The sequence below is a fragment of the Vibrio sp. SCSIO 43137 genome (genome assembly GCF_028201475.1).
Taxonomy (GTDB): domain Bacteria; phylum Pseudomonadota; class Gammaproteobacteria; order Enterobacterales; family Vibrionaceae; genus Vibrio.
Map to the genome: position 1 here is coordinate 736,104 of NZ_CP116384.1, position 22,874 is coordinate 758,977.

General features: G+C 46.1%; 20 protein-coding genes. 14 read left to right on the forward strand and 6 right to left on the reverse strand.

Annotation, left to right across the window (positions count from 1 at the left end):
- Positions 1-8: 8 nt before the first annotated feature.
- The 11 genes from agaV to cutA all read left to right on the forward strand — a co-directional run bounded on the left by agaV (position 9) and on the right by cutA (position 10,251).
- Positions 9-482: a PTS N-acetylgalactosamine transporter subunit IIB gene (agaV, locus tag PK654_RS19155; protein ID WP_271700670.1), complete on the forward strand. Its 474-nt coding sequence runs from the start codon at positions 9-11 to the stop codon at positions 480-482.
- A gap of 17 nt (positions 483-499) precedes the next feature.
- Complete coding sequence (gene agaW / locus PK654_RS19160; RefSeq protein WP_271700671.1) at positions 500-1,276, forward strand: PTS N-acetylgalactosamine transporter subunit IIC; 777 nt, start codon at positions 500-502, stop codon at positions 1,274-1,276.
- Positions 1,266-2,150, forward strand: coding sequence for a PTS N-acetylgalactosamine transporter subunit IID (gene agaE / locus PK654_RS19165; protein ID WP_271700724.1), 885 nt, complete (start codon positions 1,266-1,268; stop codon positions 2,148-2,150). The genes agaW and agaE overlap by 11 nt, the downstream gene beginning before the upstream one ends.
- 48 nt (positions 2,151-2,198) lie before the next feature.
- The gene (gene agaF, locus PK654_RS19170; RefSeq protein ID WP_271700672.1) at positions 2,199-2,660 is read left to right on the forward strand and encodes a PTS galactosamine/N-acetylgalactosamine transporter subunit IIA; all 462 of its coding nucleotides are present in this window, start codon (positions 2,199-2,201) and stop codon (positions 2,658-2,660) included.
- Positions 2,650-3,840, forward strand: a complete 1,191-nt coding sequence (gene nagA, locus PK654_RS19175; protein WP_271700673.1) for an N-acetylglucosamine-6-phosphate deacetylase — start codon at positions 2,650-2,652, stop codon at positions 3,838-3,840. Before agaF ends, nagA begins: the two co-directional genes overlap by 11 nt.
- A complete protein-coding gene (locus PK654_RS19180) occupies positions 3,831-4,685 on the forward strand; it encodes a tagatose bisphosphate family class II aldolase (protein ID WP_271700674.1) in 855 nt (284 codons plus the stop codon). Before nagA ends, PK654_RS19180 begins: the two co-directional genes overlap by 10 nt.
- 498 nt (positions 4,686-5,183) lie before the next feature.
- Positions 5,184-7,304: an anaerobic ribonucleoside-triphosphate reductase gene (gene nrdD, locus PK654_RS19185; protein ID WP_271700675.1), complete on the forward strand. Its 2,121-nt coding sequence runs from the start codon at positions 5,184-5,186 to the stop codon at positions 7,302-7,304.
- A 49-nt stretch (positions 7,305-7,353) separates the two neighbouring features.
- Positions 7,354-7,830, forward strand: coding sequence for an anaerobic ribonucleoside-triphosphate reductase-activating protein (nrdG, locus tag PK654_RS19190; protein ID WP_271700676.1), 477 nt, complete (start codon positions 7,354-7,356; stop codon positions 7,828-7,830).
- Between the two features lie 101 nt (positions 7,831-7,931).
- Positions 7,932-9,113, forward strand: a complete 1,182-nt coding sequence (locus tag PK654_RS19195; protein ID WP_271700677.1) for an amino acid aminotransferase — start codon at positions 7,932-7,934, stop codon at positions 9,111-9,113.
- Positions 9,114-9,137: 24 nt separating this feature from the next.
- The gene (locus PK654_RS19200; RefSeq protein ID WP_271700678.1) at positions 9,138-9,860 is read left to right on the forward strand and encodes a putative ATP-dependent zinc protease; all 723 of its coding nucleotides are present in this window, start codon (positions 9,138-9,140) and stop codon (positions 9,858-9,860) included.
- 67 nt (positions 9,861-9,927) lie between these two features.
- The gene (cutA, locus tag PK654_RS19205) at positions 9,928-10,251 is read left to right on the forward strand and encodes a divalent-cation tolerance protein CutA (RefSeq protein WP_271700679.1); all 324 of its coding nucleotides are present in this window, start codon (positions 9,928-9,930) and stop codon (positions 10,249-10,251) included.
- Position 10,252: 1 nt separating this feature from the next.
- Here cutA and PK654_RS19210 read toward each other — a convergent pair whose 3' ends face one another.
- From PK654_RS19210 to PK654_RS19220, 3 genes are all read right to left on the reverse strand, one after another.
- Positions 10,253-10,852, reverse strand: coding sequence for a DUF2238 domain-containing protein (locus PK654_RS19210; RefSeq protein ID WP_271700680.1), 600 nt, complete (start codon positions 10,850-10,852; stop codon positions 10,253-10,255).
- 187 nt (positions 10,853-11,039) lie between these two features.
- Positions 11,040-12,686, reverse strand: a complete 1,647-nt coding sequence (locus PK654_RS19215; protein WP_271700681.1) for an ABC-ATPase domain-containing protein — start codon at positions 12,684-12,686, stop codon at positions 11,040-11,042.
- A 317-nt stretch (positions 12,687-13,003) separates the two neighbouring features.
- On the reverse strand, positions 13,004-14,881 hold the full coding sequence (locus PK654_RS19220) for a sensor domain-containing phosphodiesterase (RefSeq protein WP_271700682.1): 1,878 nt from the start codon (positions 14,879-14,881) through the stop codon (positions 13,004-13,006).
- A gap of 468 nt (positions 14,882-15,349) precedes the next feature.
- Between PK654_RS19220 and PK654_RS19225 the strand changes: the two genes are divergently transcribed.
- Positions 15,350-16,810: an aminoacyl-histidine dipeptidase gene (locus PK654_RS19225; RefSeq protein WP_271700683.1), complete on the forward strand. Its 1,461-nt coding sequence runs from the start codon at positions 15,350-15,352 to the stop codon at positions 16,808-16,810.
- A 96-nt stretch (positions 16,811-16,906) separates the two neighbouring features.
- On the opposite strand, the gene fabV is transcribed toward PK654_RS19225, so the two are convergent.
- Together fabV and PK654_RS19235 are read right to left on the reverse strand one after the other, a co-directional pair.
- Positions 16,907-18,103 (reverse strand): enoyl-ACP reductase FabV, encoded by a 1,197-nt coding sequence (fabV, locus tag PK654_RS19230; RefSeq protein ID WP_271700684.1) that lies wholly within the window; start codon positions 18,101-18,103, stop codon positions 16,907-16,909.
- A gap of 88 nt (positions 18,104-18,191) precedes the next feature.
- Positions 18,192-18,791 carry an arylesterase gene (locus PK654_RS19235; RefSeq protein ID WP_271700685.1) on the reverse strand — a complete coding sequence of 200 codons (600 nt, stop codon included), beginning with the start codon at positions 18,789-18,791 and terminating at the stop codon, positions 18,192-18,194.
- Between PK654_RS19235 and PK654_RS19240 the strand changes: the two genes are divergently transcribed.
- Complete coding sequence (locus PK654_RS19240) at positions 18,790-19,464, forward strand: ABC transporter ATP-binding protein (protein ID WP_271700686.1); 675 nt, start codon at positions 18,790-18,792, stop codon at positions 19,462-19,464. The two genes, PK654_RS19235 and PK654_RS19240, sit on opposite strands and share 2 nt — an antisense overlap.
- Complete coding sequence (locus tag PK654_RS19245; RefSeq protein ID WP_271700687.1) at positions 19,464-21,908, forward strand: ABC transporter permease; 2,445 nt, start codon at positions 19,464-19,466, stop codon at positions 21,906-21,908. The genes PK654_RS19240 and PK654_RS19245 overlap by 1 nt, the downstream gene beginning before the upstream one ends.
- A 37-nt stretch (positions 21,909-21,945) precedes the next feature.
- Here PK654_RS19245 and PK654_RS19250 read toward each other — a convergent pair whose 3' ends face one another.
- Positions 21,946-22,260, reverse strand: coding sequence for a hypothetical protein (locus tag PK654_RS19250; RefSeq protein WP_271700688.1), 315 nt, complete (start codon positions 22,258-22,260; stop codon positions 21,946-21,948).
- Positions 22,261-22,874 lie beyond the last annotated feature (614 nt).

Below are 22,874 nucleotides of genomic sequence, written 5' to 3' on the forward strand. Positions count from 1 at the left end.
AAAATCCTATGCCAAACATTGTATTAAGCAGAATAGATGAACGACTTGTTCACGGTCAGGTTGGTGTGCAGTGGGTCGGTTTTGCCGGAGCCAACATTGTCGTTGTGGTTAACGATGAAGTTGCAAACGACGAAATTCAGCAAAGCCTTATGGAGATGGTACTGGTAGAAGGTATCGCTATCCGCTTCTGGACGGTACAGAAAACCATAGAGACCATTCATAAAGCAGCAGACAGACAAAAGATCTTGCTGGTGTGTAAGACACCAAAAGATTTTCGCATGTTGATTGAAGGTGGTGTGCCAATCGAACAGATCAACGTGGGGAACATGCATTACATCGAAGGAAAAAATCAGATAGCAAAAACAGTTTCTGTGGATGCTGATGATGTCGATGAGTTTAACAAGCTAAAAGCACTGGGAGTGAGCTGTACCGTACAGGGCGTTCCGACAGAAAGTGCGACAGACATCTTTACTCTACTTTAATTTTAAGGAGCAATATTATGGAGATAGGACTCATTCAGGCCTGTATGCTCGGCATACTTGCTTTCTTTGCCGGGTTAGACCTGTTTAACGGTTTAACTCACTTTCACCGCCCGGTGGTACTCGGACCTTTAGTGGGTTTGATTCTGGGTGACTTAAATACCGGTATTCTTGTCGGTGGTACGCTGGAACTGATCTGGATGGGTCTGGCACCACTGGCTGGTGCTCAGCCGCCAAACGTGATTATCGGTACTATTGTTGGTACTACATTCGCTATCACCACTAAAGTAGAGCCAAACGTTGCTGTTGGTGTAGCGGTACCATTCGCCGTGGCTGTTCAGATGGGTATTACGCTTCTGTTCTCAGCGATGTCAGCCGTGATGTCCCGTTGTGACGAGTACGCTGAAAATGCTGACGGAGAGGGTATTGAACGCGTCAACTACTTCGCTCTTGCGGTACTGGGAACTTTCTACTTCTTATGCGCATTCCTGCCAATTTACCTTGGCGCAGAGCATGCCGGAGCAATCGTTGAAAAACTGCCAAAAGAGCTAATAGACGGCCTTGGTGTGGCTGGTGGCATTATGCCGGCGATTGGTTTCGCGGTTCTTATGAAGATCATGATGAAAAACGTCTACATCCCTTACTTTATTCTGGGCTTTGTGGCAGCAGCGTGGCTTGAACTACCTATTCTGGCTATCGCAGCAGCCGTAACGGCAATGGCAATTATCGACTTTATGCGCAAATCAGAACCTACACCCCCAGTGGCAAAAGCAGAGGAGTTTAATGATGGAATCTAACGTAAGCAATGAACTGGACCTGCGTAAGCAAAACGCCAAAGTACAACCGGCGCCGGGTGTCAGCGATGATGAATATGAAAACAAAACCGTTGGTGCAGAACTGACAAAATCGGACATCAACAAAATGGCGTGGCGTTCTCTGTTGCTGCAAGCTTCTTTTAACTATGAACGTATGCAGGCTTCAGGCTGGTTATACGGCATTTTACCGGCGCTGAAGAAGATCCACCCTAATCAGGCAGACCTTGCTAAGTCGATGAAAGGGCATATGGGCTTCTTTAACACCCACCCGTTTCTGGTGACCTTTGTGATGGGTATTGTGCTGGCGATGGAGCGCTCTAAGCAGAACATCAACAGTATCCAGAGTACCAAAATCGCCGTAGGTGCCCCTATGGGTGGTATCGGTGATGCCATGTTCTGGCTGACTTTGCTGCCGATCTGCGGCGGTATTGGCGCTGACTTAGCCCTGCAAGGGTCAATTATGGGCGCGATATTCTTTATGGTGCTGTTTAACGTGGTGCATTTTGGCCTGAGATTTGGTCTGGCACATTATGCGTACCGCATGGGTGTTTCAGCCATTCCTATGATTAAGGCGAACACCAAGAAAGTCGGTCACGCTGCCTCTATGGTGGGTATGACGGTAATCGGTGCACTCGTTGCTACCTACGTTCGTCTGGCAACGACTGCCGAGATAACGGCGGGTGATGCGGTAGTGAAACTGCAGGCTGATGTTATAGATAAACTTATGCCGGCGTTCCTGCCACTGGTTTACACACTAGCCATGTACTCACTGGTTAAGAGAGGCTGGAGTCCGCTACGCCTTATCTCAATCACTATGGTGCTGGGTGTGGCCGGTCGTTTCATGGGCATTCTATAAACTGAGCACTGAAGGGCTGGCGCCTGCCAGCCCCTATAAGGAATAAAGATGATCACAGTAATACTTTCAGGTCATGGTGGTTTTGCCACAGGTCTCGAAAAAGCCATTCATCAGATAATTGGTGAACAGGAGCAGTTCAGGGCTATCGATTTCCCGGTTGAGATGACCACAGAGCAGCTGGAGCTGGCAATGAAGCAGGCCATAACAGATCTGGATTCCGGAGACGGCATTGTATTTATGACGGATCTGTTAGGCGGAACTCCGTTCAGAACCGCTTCACTGCTTAGCCAGCAACGTAGCGATATCGAAGTAGTGACGGGAACCAACCTACAGATGGCCGCTGAAATGTTGCTAGAGAGGGACGAACTGAACGTTGTTGAATTTCGCGATATGGCAGTGGAGTGTGGGCATCGTGGACTTACCAGCCTTGCCGCGCAACTGGGTAAAACCGCTAACGGGCAGAAACTGAGCGAAACAGCGGTGACAGAACAGGAAGACGATGGTATCTGATATGCGATATTACCGGGCAAAAAGAGTTCTTGTTGACAACCGCTGGTGCACAGATTGCGTTATCGCGGTGAATCGCGACGGAGAGATACAGAGCATTGAAAAACGGCAAGAGTGTAAAGAAGCTTATGTCGATTTAGGTGACTGTTCTCTGCTTCCGGGTCTGATTGATACTCATGTTCACGGCGCTCTGGGCTGCGACGTTATGGATGCCACTCATCAGAGTCTGGAAACCATATCCTCTTATCTCGCCAGCCATGGATTAACTGGGTTTGTAGCGACAACCATTACGGCTCCGGTAGATAAAATCAAAACAACGCTGATGCAGATCGGCAAAAGTAAAGCCGCCGGCCTGAGTGGGGCTGAGCTACTTGGCGGCTATCTGGAAGGCCCTTACTTTACGGCAAAAAACAAAGGTGCTCATCCTGAGAAATTGTTCAGGGAGTTGTCTATCGAGGAGCTTGATAGCTGGATCTCTTATTCAGATAACAGCCTGATGACGGTCGCTCTTGCCCCTGAAAAGAACAACAGCAGTGAAGCTATCCGCTACCTAAAAAGTAACGGTATTCAGGTGATGTTAGGCCATACCGATGCAAATTGTCAGCAAGTGGAGAAAGCGTTTGCCTGCGGGGCAAGTGGCATTGTCCACTGTTACAACGGTATGAGAGGGCTTCATCACAGAGACCCAGGGGTTGTCGGAGTGGGGCTGTGCCAACCGGACAGCTATGTGGAGATCATCGCAGATGGTCATCACGTACACCCTACCGCCGTGGATGTTGCCTATCGTTGCTGCGGTGATCGTCTGATGCTAATCAGTGACGCTATGCGGGCAGCGGGAATGGAAGATGGCAACTATCAGCTTGGCGAGTATCAGGTATCAATGAAACAAGGGGTAGTCAGAACGGACTCGGGCAGCCTTGCCGGAAGCACACTTGATCTCAGTCAGGCGGTTAAAAATATCTCTGACTGGCTGAAGATTCCGTTTGAACACGCCTGGCTACACGGTTCTTTAACACCAGCAAAATTTCTTAAGCTTGATCACAAGTACGGTTCTCTAGCCGTAGGCAAAATGGCCTCAATGGTGGCCGTTTCTCAATCTGGTCAGGTAGTAAAAACATGGGTTAACGGTAATGAAGTTTATGCCGTTGAACCGCAAAACACTTCGGAGGAAGTATGTATCTAATTTCATCTCGTGAGATGTTAAAACGAGCTCAGGCAGGGGGCTATGCAGTACCTGCGTTTAATATCCATAATCTGGAAACGGTTCAGGTAGTGGTAGAAACAGCTTCAGAGTTAGGTTCACCCGTGATTCTGGCCGGTACTCCCGGAACATACAGTTACGCGGGAACAGACTATCTGGTCAGTATCTGTAAAGAAGCGGCACATAAACACTCTATGCCTCTGGTGCTTCATCTTGATCACCATGAATCGTTCTCCGATATAAAGCAGAAAGTGGATCACGGTATTCGTTCAGTGATGATTGACGGTTCTCACTATGCATTCGAAGAGAATATTCGCACGGTTAAAGAGGTGGTCCAGTACTGCAACCGCTTTGATGTCAGTGTTGAGGCTGAACTGGGTCGCCTTGGCGGGCAGGAAGACGACTTGATAGTAGACAGTGCGGATGCACTGATGACAGATCCTTCATCGGCAGCAGAGTTTGTCCGCTCTACGGGGGTTGATTCATTAGCAGTAGCCATTGGTACCGCGCACGGTCTCTATAAAGCAGAACCTAAACTGGATTTTGACAGGCTGGAAAAAATTCGTTCAGTCGTGGATATCCCGCTGGTTTTGCATGGAGCCTCCGGTGTGCCCGATGAGATGGTCAGACGCTGTATTGAACTTGGCATCTGTAAGGTTAACGTTGCTACGGAGCTTAAAATCGCTTTTGCTGATGCGGTTAAACAGCACTTTAGCGAGCATCCTGAAGCCAATGACCCGAGGAAATATATCGTCCCGGGTAAGGAAGCGATGAAGCAGGTTGTTAAAGATAAAATCCGCGTTTGCGGTAGTGAAGGGAAGATATAATCTTTTTGTCACAACTGAAATGATTTCATTCACCACCCCCTATGACTTTGAAGAGAATGTAATCCATTCTGTTTAAAAAGTGCTCACGGTGAATAGAGGAGGGACGTTTTGTTCCTCCTTTTTTTCGTCTTGTGAATAACATTTTCGCAGCAGATCACAAGTACAAAACAAGGCATAGATCAGCTAGTTTTTACTACTATTTTTATCACTAATAACTTGCATTTCTCTGCAGCTATTGCGCTGTCAGGCGAACACAAATTTCAACCCCTCTAGTACAGTTTTTTTATAATTATTTTGTTTATTTTGCTAATGGGATCTCTGGCACTAAGATCGATTTGATCTTGTACTTGAGGCTACTTTATTTGATCTAAATCAACACTTTTAATTAGTGCTTCTCGTTAAATACGTCCACAATATATAGTGTTGGTCAGTTGGTTATATGCCCTATATGGTGTGTTTGTGGGTAATCTGTGGATATGCTAGGGGTAAGGAGAAACAGTGAAATTAGTCGTTACGAAACGAGATGGCTCTCATGCCCCGTTTACAAGGGATCGCATCGTTGCAGCAGTGGAAAGTGCCTCGACTCATATTGATGATGAAGTAACAATTTATGCGAATAAAGTGGCCGAAGCTGTTGAGCAAAAGCTACAGGATCGCAATGAAGTTGATATTCAGGAAATCCAGACTCTGGTTGAGAACGAAATGATGCAGGGCCCTTATAAGGGCATGGCTCGTTCTTACATCGAATATCGTCACGACCGTGACATTGCCCGTGAAAAGAAAAGTGCCCTTAGCAAAGAGATTCAGGGTCTGATTGAGCAGAGCAATGCTGATCTCCTGAACGAGAATGCGAATAAAGACGGTAAAGTAATTCCTACTCAACGAGATTTACTTGCTGGTATTGTCGCAAAGCACTATGCAAAAACACACATTCTTCCACGCGACATAGTTAAAGCCCATGACGATGGTGATATTCACTATCATGATCTCGACTATGCGCCGTTTTTCCCAATGTTTAACTGCATGCTGATTGATCTTAAAGGCATGTTAACCCATGGCTTTAAAATGGGTAATGCTGAAATTGACACGCCTAAGTCTATTTCAACAGCAACGGCAGTGACTGCGCAGATTATTGCTCAGGTTGCCTCACACATTTACGGTGGCACAACCATTAACCGAATCGATGAGATTCTGGAACCCTATGTTACTGCCAGCTATGAAAAACACCTGAAGGTTGCTCAGGAGTGGGATATTCATGATCCTGAGGCCTTTGCAAAATCCCGTACAGAGAAAGAGTGCTACGATGCATTCCAGTCTCTTGAGTACGAAGTAAACACACTGCACACAGCTAACGGCCAGACTCCTTTTGTTACTTTCGGTTTCGGACTGGGAACAAGCTGGGCATCTAAACTGATTCAGGCCTCTATCCTGAAGAACCGTATTGCAGGCCTTGGTAAGAAAGGCAAAACAGCGGTATTCCCTAAACTGGTATTTGCTATTAAAGATGGCCTGAACCATCAGCCAAGTGATCCAAACTACGATATTAAGCAACTGGCTCTTGAGTGTGCTTCTAAGCGTATGTATCCGGACATTCTTAACTACGACAAAGTAGTAGAAGTAACGGGATCATTTAAAACCCCAATGGGTTGCCGTAGCTTCCTGAACACTTATGAAGAGAACGGCGAGCTGGTGCATGACGGCCGCAACAACCTTGGCGTTGTAAGCCTTAACCTGCCACGTATCGCTATTCAGGCTAAAGGTGACGAAAGCAAGTTTTATCAACTGCTGGATGAAAAACTGGTTCTGGCCCGTAAAGCGCTGGAAACCCGTATTAACCGTCTGGAGAGTGTTAAAGCGAGAGTTGCACCAATCCTGTATATGGAAGGTGCCTGTGGTGTACGCCTGAACCCTGACGATTCTATTGCTGAAATCTTTAAGAACGGTCGTGCATCTATTTCACTGGGTTATATCGGTGTTCACGAAACTATTAATGCCCTATACGGCACTGGTGAGCATGTTTATGACAGCCTGGAACTTGCTGAGAAAGCGCTGGATATTATCCGTCATCTTAAGAAGAGTGTAGAAGGCTGGAAAGAAGAGACTGGTTACGCATTCAGCCTGTACGGTACACCGAGTGAAAACCTGTGCAGTCGTTTCTGCCGTGTTGATACCAAAGAGTTTGGTGTAATTGAAGGCGTAACGGACAAAGGTTACTACACCAACAGCTTCCACCTTGATGTGGAGAAGAAGGTGAACCCATACGATAAGATCGAGTTTGAAAGACCATATCCGGAAATCTCAACCGGCGGCTTTATCTGTTACGGTGAGTTCCCTAATATGCAGCGTAACATCGAAGCGCTGGAGAACGTGTGGGACTACAGTTACAGCCGTGTTCCTTACTACGGAACCAACACTCCGATTGATGAGTGTTACGAATGTGGCTTTGAAGGTGAGTTTGAGTGTACCAGCCGCGGATTCACCTGCCCTAAGTGCGGAAACCACGATGCCACTAAAGTATCCGTAACCCGTAGGGTATGTGGCTACCTTGGCAGCCCGGACGCAAGACCATTTAATTTTGGTAAGCAAGAAGAAGTTAAACGCCGGGTTAAACATCTTTAATTAAATCAGCTAAACGCCTTCCCTTGTTAAGAGGGAAGGCATCTTTACTATGAATTACAGTCAATATTATCCGCTAGATGTTGTAAATGGTCCGGGCACAAGATGTGCTCTTTTTGTTTCTGGTTGTATTCACCAGTGCAGGGGCTGTTATAACAAGTCGACCTGGTCACCTGATGCCGGCCATCCCTTTACTGATTTGATGGAAGATCAGGTAATTAATGACCTTAACGATACGAGAATTAAAAAGCGTGGTTTATCCCTTTCTGGTGGTGATCCCCTTTTTCCGGGCAATCTGCCTGCGATTTTAAGTCTGGTAAAACGGGTTAAATCTGAGTGTCCCGGTAAAGATATCTGGCTCTGGACAGGTTATCTGCTTGGCGAACTGACGGAAGAGCAGAAGCAGGTGATTGATTATGTTGACGTAGTGATTGACGGCAAGTTTGAACAAGAACTGGCCGACCCGAGTTTACATTGGCGTGGCAGCTCAAATCAGCAGATACACTACTTAAATCCTGAGCAAAAATAATTCATAAATTCATAAAGTAAGGGGTGATAAACTCCTTTTTCTTTTTGTTAACAAATGATACCTTGAGGTCACTAACTGAATTTCAAAGGGATGTGACTTTCATGTTTTCACATTTACCAGCACCTCTACAGGATCCTATCCTCTCTTTATCCGTTGCCTATCGCAACGATCCCCGTCCGGAAAAAGTTGATCTCGGCATTGGCGTTTATAAAAACAGTCAGGGTGAAACGCCTATTATGTCTGCTATTAAACAGGCGCAGAATAAACTGGCGGACTCACAGACAACAAAAGCTTATGTCGGCTTGGCCGGTTGTGAAGTCTTTAATCAGTGTATGCTGGATCTGTTGCTGGAAGGTACTGATGCGGCCGAAAGAGTGTCAGCCATTCAGACACCGGGAGCCAGTGGCGGCCTGAGAATGCTTGGCGACCTGATACATGTGGCGCAACCGGATACCACAGTCTGGCTAAGCAACCCGAGTTATGTAAACCATAAACCTGTTATGGAAGCGGCCGGACTTAAGGTACGTCATTACCGCTACTTCAGCCCCCAGACTAAGCAGGTAGACAGTCAGGCCATGCTTGAAGATATCTCTCAGGCAGGCGCCAATGATGTGGTACTACTGCATGGCTGCTGCCATAACCCGACCGGGGCGGATATCGATTTTTCTGTCTGGAAAGCGGTAACCGAACTGGCTCAGAAAAACGGTTTTACCCCGTTTATTGATATCGCTTATCAGGGGTTCGGAGACGGACTGGAACAAGATGCTCAGGGGTTACGCTATATGGCGGATAATCTTGAGGAGTTACTGATCACCACTTCTTGCTCAAAGAACTTTGGCCTGTACAGGGAAAGAACTGGTGCTGCCATTGTGGTTGGCAAAAATAAGGCAGAGGCGGATAACGCTAAAGGCAAACTACTACAGCTAGCCAGAGCCACTTATACCATGCCGCCGGATCATGGTGCTGCCCTGGTAAGAACTGTACTAACCGATGATAAGCTTACCGCTGACTGGAAACAGGAACTGGCAGAAATGCAGCAGCGTCTGGTGACTCTGAGAGGCGCTTTATGCCATGAATTCCGCACAGCTCACAAATCGCAACAGTTTGATTTTATTGAAAGTCACAAAGGGATGTTTACTGTGCTAGGATTTTCACAGGAGCAGATGGCGACCCTTCGTGACCGCTTTGGTATCTATGGTGTTGGTGACGGACGAATCAATATCGCAGGGTTAACAGAGAAAGATATTCCCTATGTCGCTAATGCAATTATTGAGGTTTCATAACTAAATTCCGCATTGGGAGCATACATGAGTAGTGGTAAGCCGGTATTTTCATTTTGTCTTTGTCTCGCTCTGACTGCCTGTGCGAATACAGGTAGTCAGGAAGTGGTCGAGCAGGTGGATGTTGTCACCGAAACAGATGTTGCACAAAGTCAGGGTAGTGCTGACCCGACACAGAGCCAGACGACAGAAAACCAGCCTAAGCCAGAGATAGCTGCTGAACAGGCAGAACCGCCAGAAGTTAAAGTAGTTGAAACTCACATATTGAAACCAACCAAACCAGAAGTGAAAAGCCAGCCTGTAACGACGGAAACTAAAACCGCCAATGGCAAACTTATACTGGGACAAGAGGAGTGGTTGTACATTCCCGGTCTGGATAAGAGTTTCAGAGCTCAGCTTGATACCAGCGTAACGACCTCAGCGGTAAGTGCGCAGGAAATAACCAAGTTTTACCGCAACGGAACAGAGTGGGTGAAGTTTAAAATCGCCTATAAGCAGATCTCTTCAAATGAAATCAGCTTGCCTGTTTTGCGTTGGACAGACGTTAATGAACCAGATAAACGAAAGCCGGTAGTTACCTCATGGGTTCAGATTGGTGATGTACAGGAAGTGGCGAACTTTGCCCTTACCGACAGTAAGCAGATGTCCGCTCCGGTGCAGCTGGGAAGCAAGTTTATTTCATCCGTCGGTAGTGTTGATTTTCGTCGCCAGTTTATACAACCAAAGCGGCCGGAGCCTAAGCAGAATTAAACAGACAAATACTAGCCGGAGCCCGTTATGCGGGCTCTGAATTTTTGTGTCTGATTCAGGAAGATTTATGAGTGATACAGATAACTTCAGCATGGTGTTGACCACGGTAAATAATCAACAAGTAAAACAGGACATCATCAATCACTTGCTGGAAAAAAGGCTGGCAGCCTGTATTCAGGTGATGCCTATTGAGAGCCACTATGTCTGGCAAGATAAGATATGTGAGGATAGTGAGCAGCTGTTGATCATTAAAACGGAATCCTGCCGCTACCCGGAAATTGAATCTGCTATTTCTGAGTTACATGACTATGATGTGCCACAGATAGTGCAGATCCCATTTAGTAACGGTTTTAACCCTTATCTGAGCTGGATTTCTGCCAGCGTTAAATAAATCAGCGGTTACGATTATTAATCAGGAACAAGCATAGGGAAGATAGCGCACCTAAAGTGTCGCAAAGCATATCTTTTTGCGCGTCCCAGATATCGCCTTGTGAGCCAAGAAAGGCGATACCTTCATCACCACCGGCGATTTCCGCATACCACCACTCAATAATTTCGTACCCGGCTGCCACGCTCATCAGGGTAAACAGGGCAAAAAGAACTGCTAGCCCTTTACTACATAGTCTCTTGCGGTACAGGTACTCTGCCAATGCATAGGCGTAAAAGCCGATAGAGAAGTGCGCCAGACGATCGAAGTTATTACGCTCCGAGCCGATTAATTGATTAAACCAGTCAAAGGGAACTTCAGCAAAGGTGTATTTGGCGCCAATGGTATGCAAGATCAGCCAGATAAACATTAGCAGGTAGGCGGTTTTACTGAAGGTAAAGCTTCGTCCTATATATAGCATACCCGCCAGAATCGCGACTGCCGGCACTATCTCAGCCACCCAAACCGCATATGACATTGGCTGTATGGAAGAGAAGGTGAAAACCAAAGCGTAAACCGGTAGCAGCGCAAGCAGTATAGGGTTGTTTGAGATAAAACGTTGCATTTATTGTTCCTTTAACAAATCTGTTATCACGCCAAAATGATATCGAACACTGTTCGATTAAAAGAATGGTAAATGAAACCGACTGTTTAATCAACAGATTGATTCTGACAACGGGTTGAAAATCAGAGGGGGTTGGATTGCTGCGTGAGAGGAAGAGAAAACCGGCACCAAAGCACCGGCTTAGCCATTATTTAAACTGCGCTTTTCTCATACGGTTAAGGGTAGCCATTACATCGATAACACGCGGTTTCGCCAAATCACCGTAATTTGGCATCGTCTCTTTCCAGTTGTCGTGAAGTAGCTCGGCGATTTGCTTAGCCGGAACTTTAGACCAGCCCGGCAGCTGCGCCAACTGAAACCATACCCAGCCAATAGCATTGACCTGATTGGCCGATTCAAGCTGTTCCATCGCCGTAAGGTCGACAAATTCTTTACCAAAGCGAAGGGAGTTTATTCCTTTGGCCGAAACCCGAAACTTACCATCAGCAAGGATCTTTTGCAGACTGGTAAGATTTAACGAACGGGCAGATATCTGCTTAAAAGTATCACTATCTTCCTGAACACGCAGAGTAGGGTGCGCTTTGACCACTTCCCGGGCTTTCTCTGTTACATCAACAGCTTGATAGTCATGCATCTGGATAACGGTGTCGGCAACATCCAGGTAGTCACCGGAACCACCCATAACCAAAATGGTAGAAATAGAGAGTTGATCCTTAAGCTGACCGATACGATCCACCAGTGGGGTAATGGGTTCATCGCCTTTATTGACTAGTGCCTGCATGCGCTCGTCACGGATCATAAAGTTGGTCGCAGAAGTGTCTTCATCTATAAGAATGGTTGAAACCCCCGCTTCGACAGACTCCTGCAGCCATGCAGCCTGAGAGGTAGAGCCTGACGCATCCTGAGTCGAAAATGACTCTGTGCTGCGACCCTGAGGCAGGTGGTTAATATAGTTAGACAGATTTAACGAGTGTACACAACGGCCATCTTCAGCGCGGATTTTCATGCTGTTAACGTCGGTGACAACATACTCACGGCCATCACCGGGAATATGATCGTAAATAGAACGCTCTATAGCGTTAAGCAGGGTTGATTTACCGTGGAAACCACCACCAACAATCAATGTGATACCCTGAGGTATACCCATACCTTTTACTTTGCCGCGGTTAGGGGTCTCAAGCTCAACTTCCAGCGAAGCAGGGGAAACAAAGGGTACGGCTTCTTTCATCGGTAAATCACAGTTACCAGCAACCCGCGGCAGAATACTGTCATTAGCGACAAACGAAGTTAATTCGTGTTGGCGTAGTTGCTGACGAAGTGCTTGTTGGTCTTCAATCACTTCACAGTGATTAGACAATGCCTGCTGATCCAGTTCACGATAAAGGGTCGCTTTACGCACCATTTTAGGCAGATAAAACGTCAGAATATTAAGGGCTTTTTTTGCCAGAATATTGCGGCCTTCTGCCGGCAGGTTTACTCTGAAGCGGATTTCAATACCGTGTTCGGTAAACAGAACCGCAGTATTATCCTGAACCGTCTGGCCGGTGGTAGAAATAGAAAGATTATTTTCCTGCTTGGCAAACTCAGCAAATGAACGGGCAATAAAATCACGGGCCGCGGTCTGGTAGGCTTCTGATTTCTCTTTTAACCAATCAAGGCCGGTTAAGGACCAGGCTCTGGTCACACGCAGGCGGGAAGGGCTGGCGTAAGGGTCGCCCTGTACATAGTCGATATAGAGATCATAGTCATCAAAGTCGTACTGACCTTTAATGGTCTGATAAGCGCGGTAATTCTGTTTCTCAAGCTTTTTTAGTTTGCCGACTAGACGGTCCATAACCCTTCACACTTCTGTAATTAGCACCTAAAAGCAGGCACATTGAATAAGAGGCCGCGATTATAGAAAACCTGAGCAAATATAGCAAAAGCTCAGTTGCAGACAGCCACTTAAGGACGTGTAAAAAATAGTTTTACAGGAAAGAGAGCGTAAGGCAGATATCGATAAACAAACCCTCTGCGACAGGGATGTCGCAGCGGAGCCCCAAGGATGGGTTTACGCGTGTTTGTGTTCGATTATCTGCCGATGCCACCTATTACTAAGTTTAGTACGGCTGTTATGTTGACGGCTAGTTGCGGACGGCTAGTTGTGGACGACTAGTTACGGATACAGGTTTCAAACTCTTTACCCGTCATCGGCTTACCGTACAGATAACCCTGAGCATAATCACACCCTTCATTCATCACAAACCTTTCCTGATCCAGGTTTTCAATACCTTCTATGGTGACATCAAGTTCCAGCCGCTTTGCAATCTGCACAATAGAGTGCACAATCTCTTTATCATCCTGATTACTATGGATATTTTGGATGAAACTCTTATCGATTTTAATACAGTTAAAAGGATACGACTTTAGATAACTGAAGGAAGCGTAGCCAGTTCCGAAATCATCAAGTGACAATGTCACGCCCAGTTCGTGTAGTTTCATTAGTGTCTGTTTGGCTAGGTGTTCATTGGAGATCAGACAGCTTTCGGTGATCTCAATCTCAAGGCATTCCGCAGGAAAATGATAGGTGTCCAGAAGATGCTCAAGGTGTTCGATAAAGGCTTGATTCTTTAACTGGATAGAAGAGACATTAACGGCAATTTTAAAATCATGCAGTTCAGACTTCCAGTCAGAGGCGTGTTCAATAGCGGATCGAAGCACAAAATTACCCACTTCAAAAATCAGTCCGTTTTGTTCAGCCATCTGAATCAAATTCTCATTAGAAATATTACCCAGAATAGGGTGATTCCAGCGTATCAAAGCTTCAGCACCAATCCAGTTGCCGGTTTTCAGGTTTACTTTTGGCTGAAAATAGAGGATCAAGTCATCATTTCTTACTGCCTGTAGCAGATAGCTCTCAATTTCATTTCTTTGCTTCTGCTCTTCATTACTGGCATGAGAGTAGTAACTGAATTTCTGGCCGGTTTCCTTACAGGAGAAAGCGGCCTCATTGGCGTAAAAGAGCATCTGTTCTGCATTGTTACTGCTTTCGCTGGTGGCAATGCCAACAAAGGCGTGCAGGTGAATTTTCTCCTGATTATGACTAAATTCTGAATGGGCAACTTCAATGAGTTTCTGGCGGAATGTATCTATAAAGCCAGCCAGATGAGATGATTTCACGGCAATAATCAGATTAGAGATACTATTTCTGCAGGTAAGTGACGCGAGAGCGTCTATGTTGCCGACCCTTTCCCGGAAGGCGATAAGAATGTCACTGAGAACTTGGTCGCCATACCTCTCCTGAATTTTTCTGCCATTAGTAAATACGATATGAAATATAGCTACCTGGCTTTCGCTTGTATTAGCCTCACCCAGTAACGCCTTGACTCCGCTGGTGAGGGCTGATTGATTAAGAAAACCGGTGGAAAGATCGTGGTTGCGCTGGTAGTAAATTTCTTGTTCGGCGGCTTTACGTTTATCTATCTCTTTACTTAATGAATAACTTAACGTCGCCAGATCTTCGGTGCGTTTTTTAACCCTTTGCTTTAGCTTTTCGTTTAGCCTCAGAAGCTTTATTTGCTGGTAAATGATGGTGAGTTCCGCCTCGATCGAATACCGGAAGGCGAGAAGCATAGAGTGAAAGTGCTCATTATATAACGAGCTTGTGCTGCCAATAAGGCAGAGAGTGCCAAATATCGAGCCGTCAGGCCAGCAGAGAGGTTCTCCCAGATAAGATATCGCACCGGATTTGACCTCCGGGGAGTGGTTCCAGCGTTCTGTCTTTAAACCATCTTCAACAAACAAGCCCTGTTTATTGCGCACAACCGTTTCGCAATAAATATCTTCAGAGAGGGACACAGAGTCTCCCTGTGTTAACGGGTTATTGCTGTTCTCACTGGTACAAAATATTTCAAGATTACGGTTATTAACTAACCGCATAATAGCAGCGCTCTGAATCTGTGTTGTTTGTGCCAGCACATTTACGATCCGCTGCCAGTTTTCAATAACTGAATCTGAGATGATTAACTCATCTGTTTTTATTGTCGTCATAAAGCACCTTATCCGTGTGCAATCAGGCTAATAGCAGCGACATCCCTTGTTTCTGATTAGCCTGAGTCTAACAACCCAAGTGGTGTGCAGATGGGGGGCTGAGTTCTGCGCACTGAGGAAACTTAGGTACATTAAGTATATGACGATTTGCCTGAATGTCAGTAAATGCTGATATTAAGCTCAACAGAATGAGAACAACACTATGTTATATAAATTCTTTTCGGCAGGATATTGAGCTGACAGCAAACAACTGCTAGAAGGAAGACTTTCAGTACTATTGCTTCGCAATATCTGGCATAAACTAATGTTGATGCGATATATAGCTGTATATATTGGTAATGACAGTGAAAAATAGGGCAGATATTGTTAGCTGTATAACATAATGCCGGTATGGTCTGTGCTAATGTCAGCGCAATCAAAATAACTAACCCTGATATCGCCATATACGTAATCAGGTTGAGGAGTGTTATGAACTTAACTGCTAATGATTTTAAACAGAGTGTTGCAGCCAGAGTCTGGCAACATTTTTACTCAATAAGTCAGATTCCGAGAGGCTCAGGCAATGAGCAGGCCATCTGCCGTTTTTTGATTGAGTTTGCAGAGCAACATCAGCTGAAGTGGCGTCAGGACAGTTTCGGCAACATAGTTATATATAAAGCAGCTACTGGCGGGTCGGAGCATAGACCCGTCACCATACTGCAAAGCCATGTTGATATGGTTGAAGAGAAAACCGATGACAGCAGTCACGACTTTAGTTGTGATCCGATACAGTGGCTTTGTGATGGTGAATGGCTGAAGGCAGATAGTACTACCCTTGGAGCCGATAACGGTATAGGCGTAGCGGCCATGTTGGCTGTTCTGGAAAACCGGGAGATCAACCATGGCGCAATTGAAGCGTTGTTTACCCTTGAAGAAGAGACCACTATGGCTGGTGCTATGGCAGTAGAAGGGCAGCTTTTTAAAGGAAAAACACTGATTAATCTGGATTCCGAAGATAGCAGAGTGCTAACGGTAGGCTGTGCCGGCGGAGTTAATCTGGATATTAGTCAAACCTATCAGCTTGAACAAGTAAACAACGGGTATTGCCGTTACGCCATCAAACTTTCCGGTCTTAAAGGCGGCCATTCTGGTTGCGATATTCACTTGCAACGCGGTAATGCAATACTGCTTATGGCAAGGGTCTTGGCAAGGTTACAGAGTTATGGGCTGCGTATTTGCCGGTTTGTAGGCGGAACCGTCGATAACGCGATTCCACGCAGTGCTGCAGCGGAGATTGCCCTGCCAGAAGAGAACAGAGCGGAGTTTTTGTCGGCTTTTGACCGTCTGATTGCAGAAATAAAGACCGAGCTAAGAAGTGTTGATGCCGAAATGTGCTTCTCCCTTGAGCAAACTACCGACATTTCAGCGGTAATGCGCACGGATGATCAGGTTAACCTGCTTAACGCTCTGCACGCCTGCCTGAATGGGGTACATAGATTCAGCGACGACTTTAAAGGTGTGGTGGAGACATCCAGTAATCTGGGTGTGCTAAAGCTGGAAAATGGTCAACTATACGCCGAGTGCTTTGTCCGGAGTCTGGTAGACAGTGCAACGCAGGATAGCGGTGAAAAGATTGCCGGACAGTTTGAACTGGCGGGTGCAAAAGTAGAGCGTCGAGGGTTTTTCCCCGGCTGGAAACCAGAACCTGCTTCTGCATTGTTAGATCTTCTGGCGGAAGAGTACAAACTGGTTAACGGTGATTCTGCTCAGGTAGAAGTGGTTCATGCTGCGCTCGAGTGCGGCATTATCGGTGCAGAGTTGGGTGGTGCGGATATGATCTCTATCGGGCCGGATATTGAAAACCCTCACTCGCCGGACGAAAGGATCAATATCGCCAGTGTTGATCGCTTTTATCAATTGCTGCTCAATGGTCTCAGCAGCATCAAATAGAACTTTGTATTAAAAAGCCCTGTGACAACAGGGCTTTAGTTTACCAGACTTACAACTGTTAAAATGGCGGTAAGATGGCTTCTGTGGGCAATCGCTTTACGGTGTAAGCTTTATCAGTTCATCCATATCAACGGGTTGGTCATAATCAATCTGCTCAAAACCAAAGCCGTTCAGCTTCAGAAACTCATTCTTATACCCCTGATAATCCGCAACAGCATGGAAGTTATCTTTATCCATATGCTGCATCAATTCAGCCACTTCACGCTGAATTTTCTCATCCAGTTCAAACTCGTCCATTCGTAAAAGTCTCTGACCGTCAACAGGGACAAATGGCTGATAAAGCTTGTCGGCAAACAGTCTCTGCATTTGGCCGATACAGTCTTCATGGGTACCGTGTTTTTTCATCACCTTATACAAAGCTAGAATATAAGGAGTGAAAGCCGGAATAAACACACTTGCTTTGGTGACCAAGGCTTTACAAACTGTTGCGTAAGCACCACCGCCAAAGTTAGCCATTTTCATATTCAGTGCATGGCTTGTCTGGTGAAGATCGACTTTGGCGCGGCCTAAAGTACCTTCATGGTAGATAGGATAGGTGGCCTGCGGACCAATATAAGAGAAAGCAATAGTTTTACAGCCAGGAGCAATGGAATCTGAATTAATCAGGGTATCAATCCACTCTTCCCAGTCGCCGCCACCCATTACTTTAATGGTGGACTCAATCTCTTCTTCTGTTGCCGGTTCCACGATAGTTTCCTGCCAGCTATCGTCTTCCAGCATAATAGTGGCACCGCTTGCTGACTCGCCGATGGTCTTAATGGCTGAGCGCCACATACCTTCACCATTACGCTTTGGACGAACACCGGTAGCAAGGCTATAGATGATCAGGTCAACTTCGCCTTCGAAATAGGTTTCAATGGCTTCAACAACCTGCTCTCTGACCCGGCGGGAAAATGCATCGCCGACAATATTAATGGCGATACGTCCTTCAGCTTCTGCCTGCTTTTTGAAATAGATGTTGTTGTACCAGCCGGCAGAGCCGGTGCCTTTCTCTGAAGGGCCTCTTTCAAAGGAAACACCAATGGTATCGGCTTCGCTTCCGCCGAAAGTGGCGGCAATACGCGCGGCTAAACCAAATCCTGAAGAAGCGCCGAGAATTAACACACGCTTTGCACCGTTGGTAATTTGCTTAGCGGAACGAACATAGTCGATTTGCTGCTGAACAGCAGCTTCACACCCATGCGGATGGGCACTTTTGGCGATAACACCTTGAATTACTGGCTGAATAATCATTCGGAAAAGGAGCCTTCTTTCTGATAAAGTCGGCTCAATATATAATTGAAAAGAATATGACTCTTTGCGCTAGGGCATTTTTTAGTGACTAATCAAGATAAAGTGCCAGATTGTCGGCAATAAAACCGGCGATCCAAGGCTGAGCTACCTCTTTAGGGTGAAGCCCATCCTCTTTCATCCATTCATCACGCAAAATGATCTGTTCAAGAAAGAATGGAATCAGGGGTAACTCAAATTCACTGGCGATCTTGGGATAAACATCTGCAAACGCCTGACTGTATCTTTTACCATAGTTTGGCGGCACCTGAATCTGCATCAGTGCAACTTTTGCGTCTGCCTGCTGACTAAGAGTTATTATCTTTGATAAGTTTTTTCGGATAAGGTTAGGGTGAAAGCCCCTTAAGCCGTCGTTGGCACCAAGCTCAACAAGCACCCACGATGGTTTACTCTGGTCTAAAAGAGCCGGTAAACGGTCCAGACCATTGCCGGTAGTGTCTCCGGAGATACTGCCGTTTATGACCTGATAGTCAAAACCTTTTGCCTTAAGGTTGTCTGGCAGCAAATTTGGCCAGGCACTTTCAGCCGGCATTTGATAGCCGGCACTTAAGCTGTCACCAAGTACAAGAATTGTGTTGCTACTTGCAACACAGGAAAAAATGAGAAAGAAGAAGGAAATTAAACGAGTCATGGCCAAACCTATCATTGAAGCTGAATCAATTACAAAAGTAGTCTCTACTAATCAGGAACATTTAACAATCCTAAATGGTGTCGATTTACAAATTAATGAAAGTGAGACGGTCGCTATTGTCGGCTCGTCAGGGGCGGGTAAATCAACTTTGATGACCTTACTGGCGGGGTTAGATACACCGACATCAGGGGAAGTCAGGCTGCTGGGTGAAACTATTTCTGCAATGGATGATGAACAGCGTGCGGCTATCCGCAGTGATTCTGTCGGATTTGTTTTCCAGAGTTTTTTGCTTATTCCCAGCCTGACTGCACTGGAGAATGTGACTCTTCCATGCCTGTTAAAAGGTGAAAAAGAGGATGTAGCGCGGGCAAAAGAGTTACTTGAGTCGGTAGGGCTTTCTCACCGTCTGACTCATCTGCCGTCTCAGTTATCCGGTGGTGAACAGCAGAGGGTTGCCCTTGCCCGTGCCTTTATGATCAAGCCTAAAATCTTGTTTGCCGATGAACCGACAGGCAACCTCGACCAGCAGACGGCAGCACGTATCGTGGAGCTGCTGTTCGAGTTAAACGAAAAACACGGAACAACGCTGGTGCTGGTGACTCATGATCCTGAATTGGCGTCACGTTGTCACAGAACCATCCATATGCAGGCTGGTCATCTGGAGGTAGCCTAATGCCAGAACAGACCTATACCGGAGCGACTCTTAATAAGAGATTGTTTAGCTGGAGCATAGAGGAGATCAGACACGGGCAACTATGGCCTATCTCTATCGCCTTAACTTTGATTATTGCCTGTGTGTTTGCCTTATCTGCGTTGGCAGAACGAATGGAGCAGGTGGTAGTAAAGCAGGGAAAAGACGCGTTAACCGCCGATCTGGTTTATAGCTCTTCCAACCCGATACCTCAGCCTTTAACTGACGCTGTGCTGAAGGCTCAATCCATACAGAGTTCATCTATGACCCGCTTTGCCACCATGGCATTTAGCGAGGCACAGATGCAACTGGTGACCGTTAAAGGGGTAGAGAGCAATTATCCTCTTCGTGGCGAGCTGATCCTAAACCGCAGTGAGAAGCAGATTAATCAGGTTAATCCCGGTGAACTCTGGCTGGATGAAAGAGTGTATTCTCTGTTAGAGGTAAAAGACGGAGACACCATTACTCTTGGCGATGCAGACTTTATTGTCAGTGGGAAAATTGTGCAGGAACCGGGCATCAGCTTTAATCCTTTCCAGCAAATGCCGACCGTGTTTATCCATAGCTCTGATATTGATAAAACCGGAGCCCTTCAGTTAGGTAGCCGTGTTCGTTTTAGCCTGTTTTTGACAGGCGAAGAGCAGGGATTGAATAGTATTAAATCTTCAGTGGAGCTCACGCCAAGTGATCGCTGGCGGGATCAGGATAGTGCATCGCGCAGCAATGATATGTTCCAGAGAACTTCGCAGTACCTTTCCCTGACCGTCGCAATTGTAATTATTATGGCGGCAACCACCCTTGTGCTGACCTGCCAGAATTATGTGGCCGGCCGGAGAAAAACCGTAGCTATGTTAAAAAGCTTAGGTGCCAGTAAAAAGTGGCTTGCTAAGTGGCTCTCTATGCAGATATTGCTGCTGTTCACCATTGGTATTACTTTCGGCTTGCTGTTTGGCGTTACTCTGGAAATCCTGCTACGGATACCTATCAATGAATTACTGCCGGATCCTCTGCCAGGTTATGGCATTGCGCCGACAGTGATTGCCATTCTGACCTGTCTGCTTATCGGCGTTCCGGCTTTAGGAATCCCTTTGCTCAGCCTTGTTAATACCTCTGCGGTCAACGTCATGCAGGAGCATCAGCAGAAACGAAGTCTGGCTTCCTATGCATTAATACTGGTTCCTCTTGTGCCTATGTTGCTCGTCTATAGCAGTAACACCTTGGTCTGGATTGTATTAGGCGGCATTGTGGCGCTGTTTATTGTGCTTGGTTTGCTTAGCGTGTTGTTAATCCACCTGATTAACCGGTTACCTTTGAATACCGCTATGAAACTTGCCGTTAGCCGGATTAAGCGTTCATCGCTGGCAAGTATGTTGCAGTTTGGTGCTCTGGCGATTTCATTAATGTTGCTTGCGGTGATCTGGCTGGTTCGTTCTGATCTGTTACAAGACTGGCAACAAACCATTCCCGATAATGCGCCTAACGTGTTTGCAATTAATATTGCACCATATGAGCAGCAAGAGTATCTGGAAAAGCTGGATGCCAGCCGGGTTGACCGCTCTGAAGCGTACCCAATTATCAGGGGACGAATAGCGCAGATAAACGGTGAAGAGGCAAAATCAAGGGAGGGTATTGATAAGGAGAGTGACTCACTGAGTAGGGAGCTTAACTTTACCTGGGTCACCTCGATACCAGAACGTAACCCGATTCTGCAAGGGAGCTGGAGTGAAGAAAACGGAGTGTCAGTAGAAGCGGAAGTTGCAGAAGAGCTAAATATTCAGGTTGGTGACACCCTTGGTTTTGTTATTTCCGGTCAAGAGGTTTCAGCCGAAGTAAACAGCATCCGTCATGTAGAGTGGCGCGAGATGAAGCCGAACTTTTACTTTATCTTTACTCCCGATGTCATGGAAAAACTACCGGCCACCTGGATGGTCAGTTTTAGGATTAACGATGAACAGATTGCGTTCCTGAGTGAGTTGTCACGTGACTTTCCCACTGTCAGTTTGCTGGACATCAGAACTATGGGAGACAAGATCAGGAGTCTGCTAACGCAGATCGTCTGGTCGATAACCCTGTTAGCCGGTCTTGGCGTGATTGCCGGTGTGTTGCTGATCTTTACCTTGTTACGCCTGAGCCTTTCTCAGCGTCAGGATGAGATACGCCTGTACCGGACTCTCGGCGCGTCGAAAAAGCGAATCACCAGTACCATCTGGAGTGAGTATGGCCTTATGGCGCTAACGGCAGGTATTGTAGCCAGTCTGGGGGCAGAGGTGAGTGTTGCCGGAGTGATGAGCTATGGTTTTGAGCTTGAAGGAAAGCTACACGGATATCTATGGATAGCCTTACCTGTTATCGCTTTTGTGGTGCTGGCTTTAGTAGTGAGTTCAATGCTATCCAGGCTTCTGAAACCAATCAGGGGAGCCGATTAAGCTCCCCCGAGTTATGTCTTAATGCTGGTGGCCGTTATCAGGCTGCCAGCGGGAAGCAGTAACCCTGAATGTGCACAATTATCTGTTCCAGCTTAAACAGGTGTGCATATTCAGCGTTGGTATAGGCGTTTGGTTTGCTGTCTCCGTTAATCAGTGCCCGGATTGAAGAGACACTAACGGCAACGTTATCTTCACTGGTGTAGTGGGTTTCTATCAGCTGCTCAATAACCTGACGTTCATAGGTAGTTTGATCCAGTGGATCAATGCGCTCAAGGTTGAGTTTATCGCTATCGGTTTTTAAGCTGTGCACCACACCGTCAAAAAGATAATCGACAACAATTTCTACATTCATAACCAGACTTCCGTGTTTGCATTTTTCCTGAATAAAAGTTTTAGCTCAAACTCTCCCCCCTTGATGTTATCCAGATCAAATTTTGACCAATAGAATATAGGTTCTAATCAAAAGGTATTACTGCGTTTAATGGCATAAATATCGTCCTATTTTCCTTTGGGTTTATATACATCTGTATATAGCCAGCCCCGGCGGGATTTATAGGGCATATAGGGTAAATTTAAGAGAGCTCTAATATTTGGTTTTTTACTACTTTTTTATTAGACGATACATTGTTAAAACGTTATCCAAAGCAAAAGGGTAGTTATCCACAAATTCGGTGGATAAAGTTTGGGATAACTCAGCACCATTTTAGAGCTATCATTCTGCATACCAGAGCGGGCGTCTGATTGAGGAAATTGCTTATTCACAAAGGTCGAAAATCAGTGTTGTGAAGAATTTGAGTCAAGGCTTTTTTACAAACTTTTTATTCTTTTTTTTAGAGACGAATACTGCACAACTGGGTATGTCCTGAATCCCATAAACCGGAAAGGCATGTAGTGTTGAGTTATCTACAAACCCTAAAAAATGTGTGATTTTTTAATGAGGTAATATAGGTATAATTACCTCAGTCC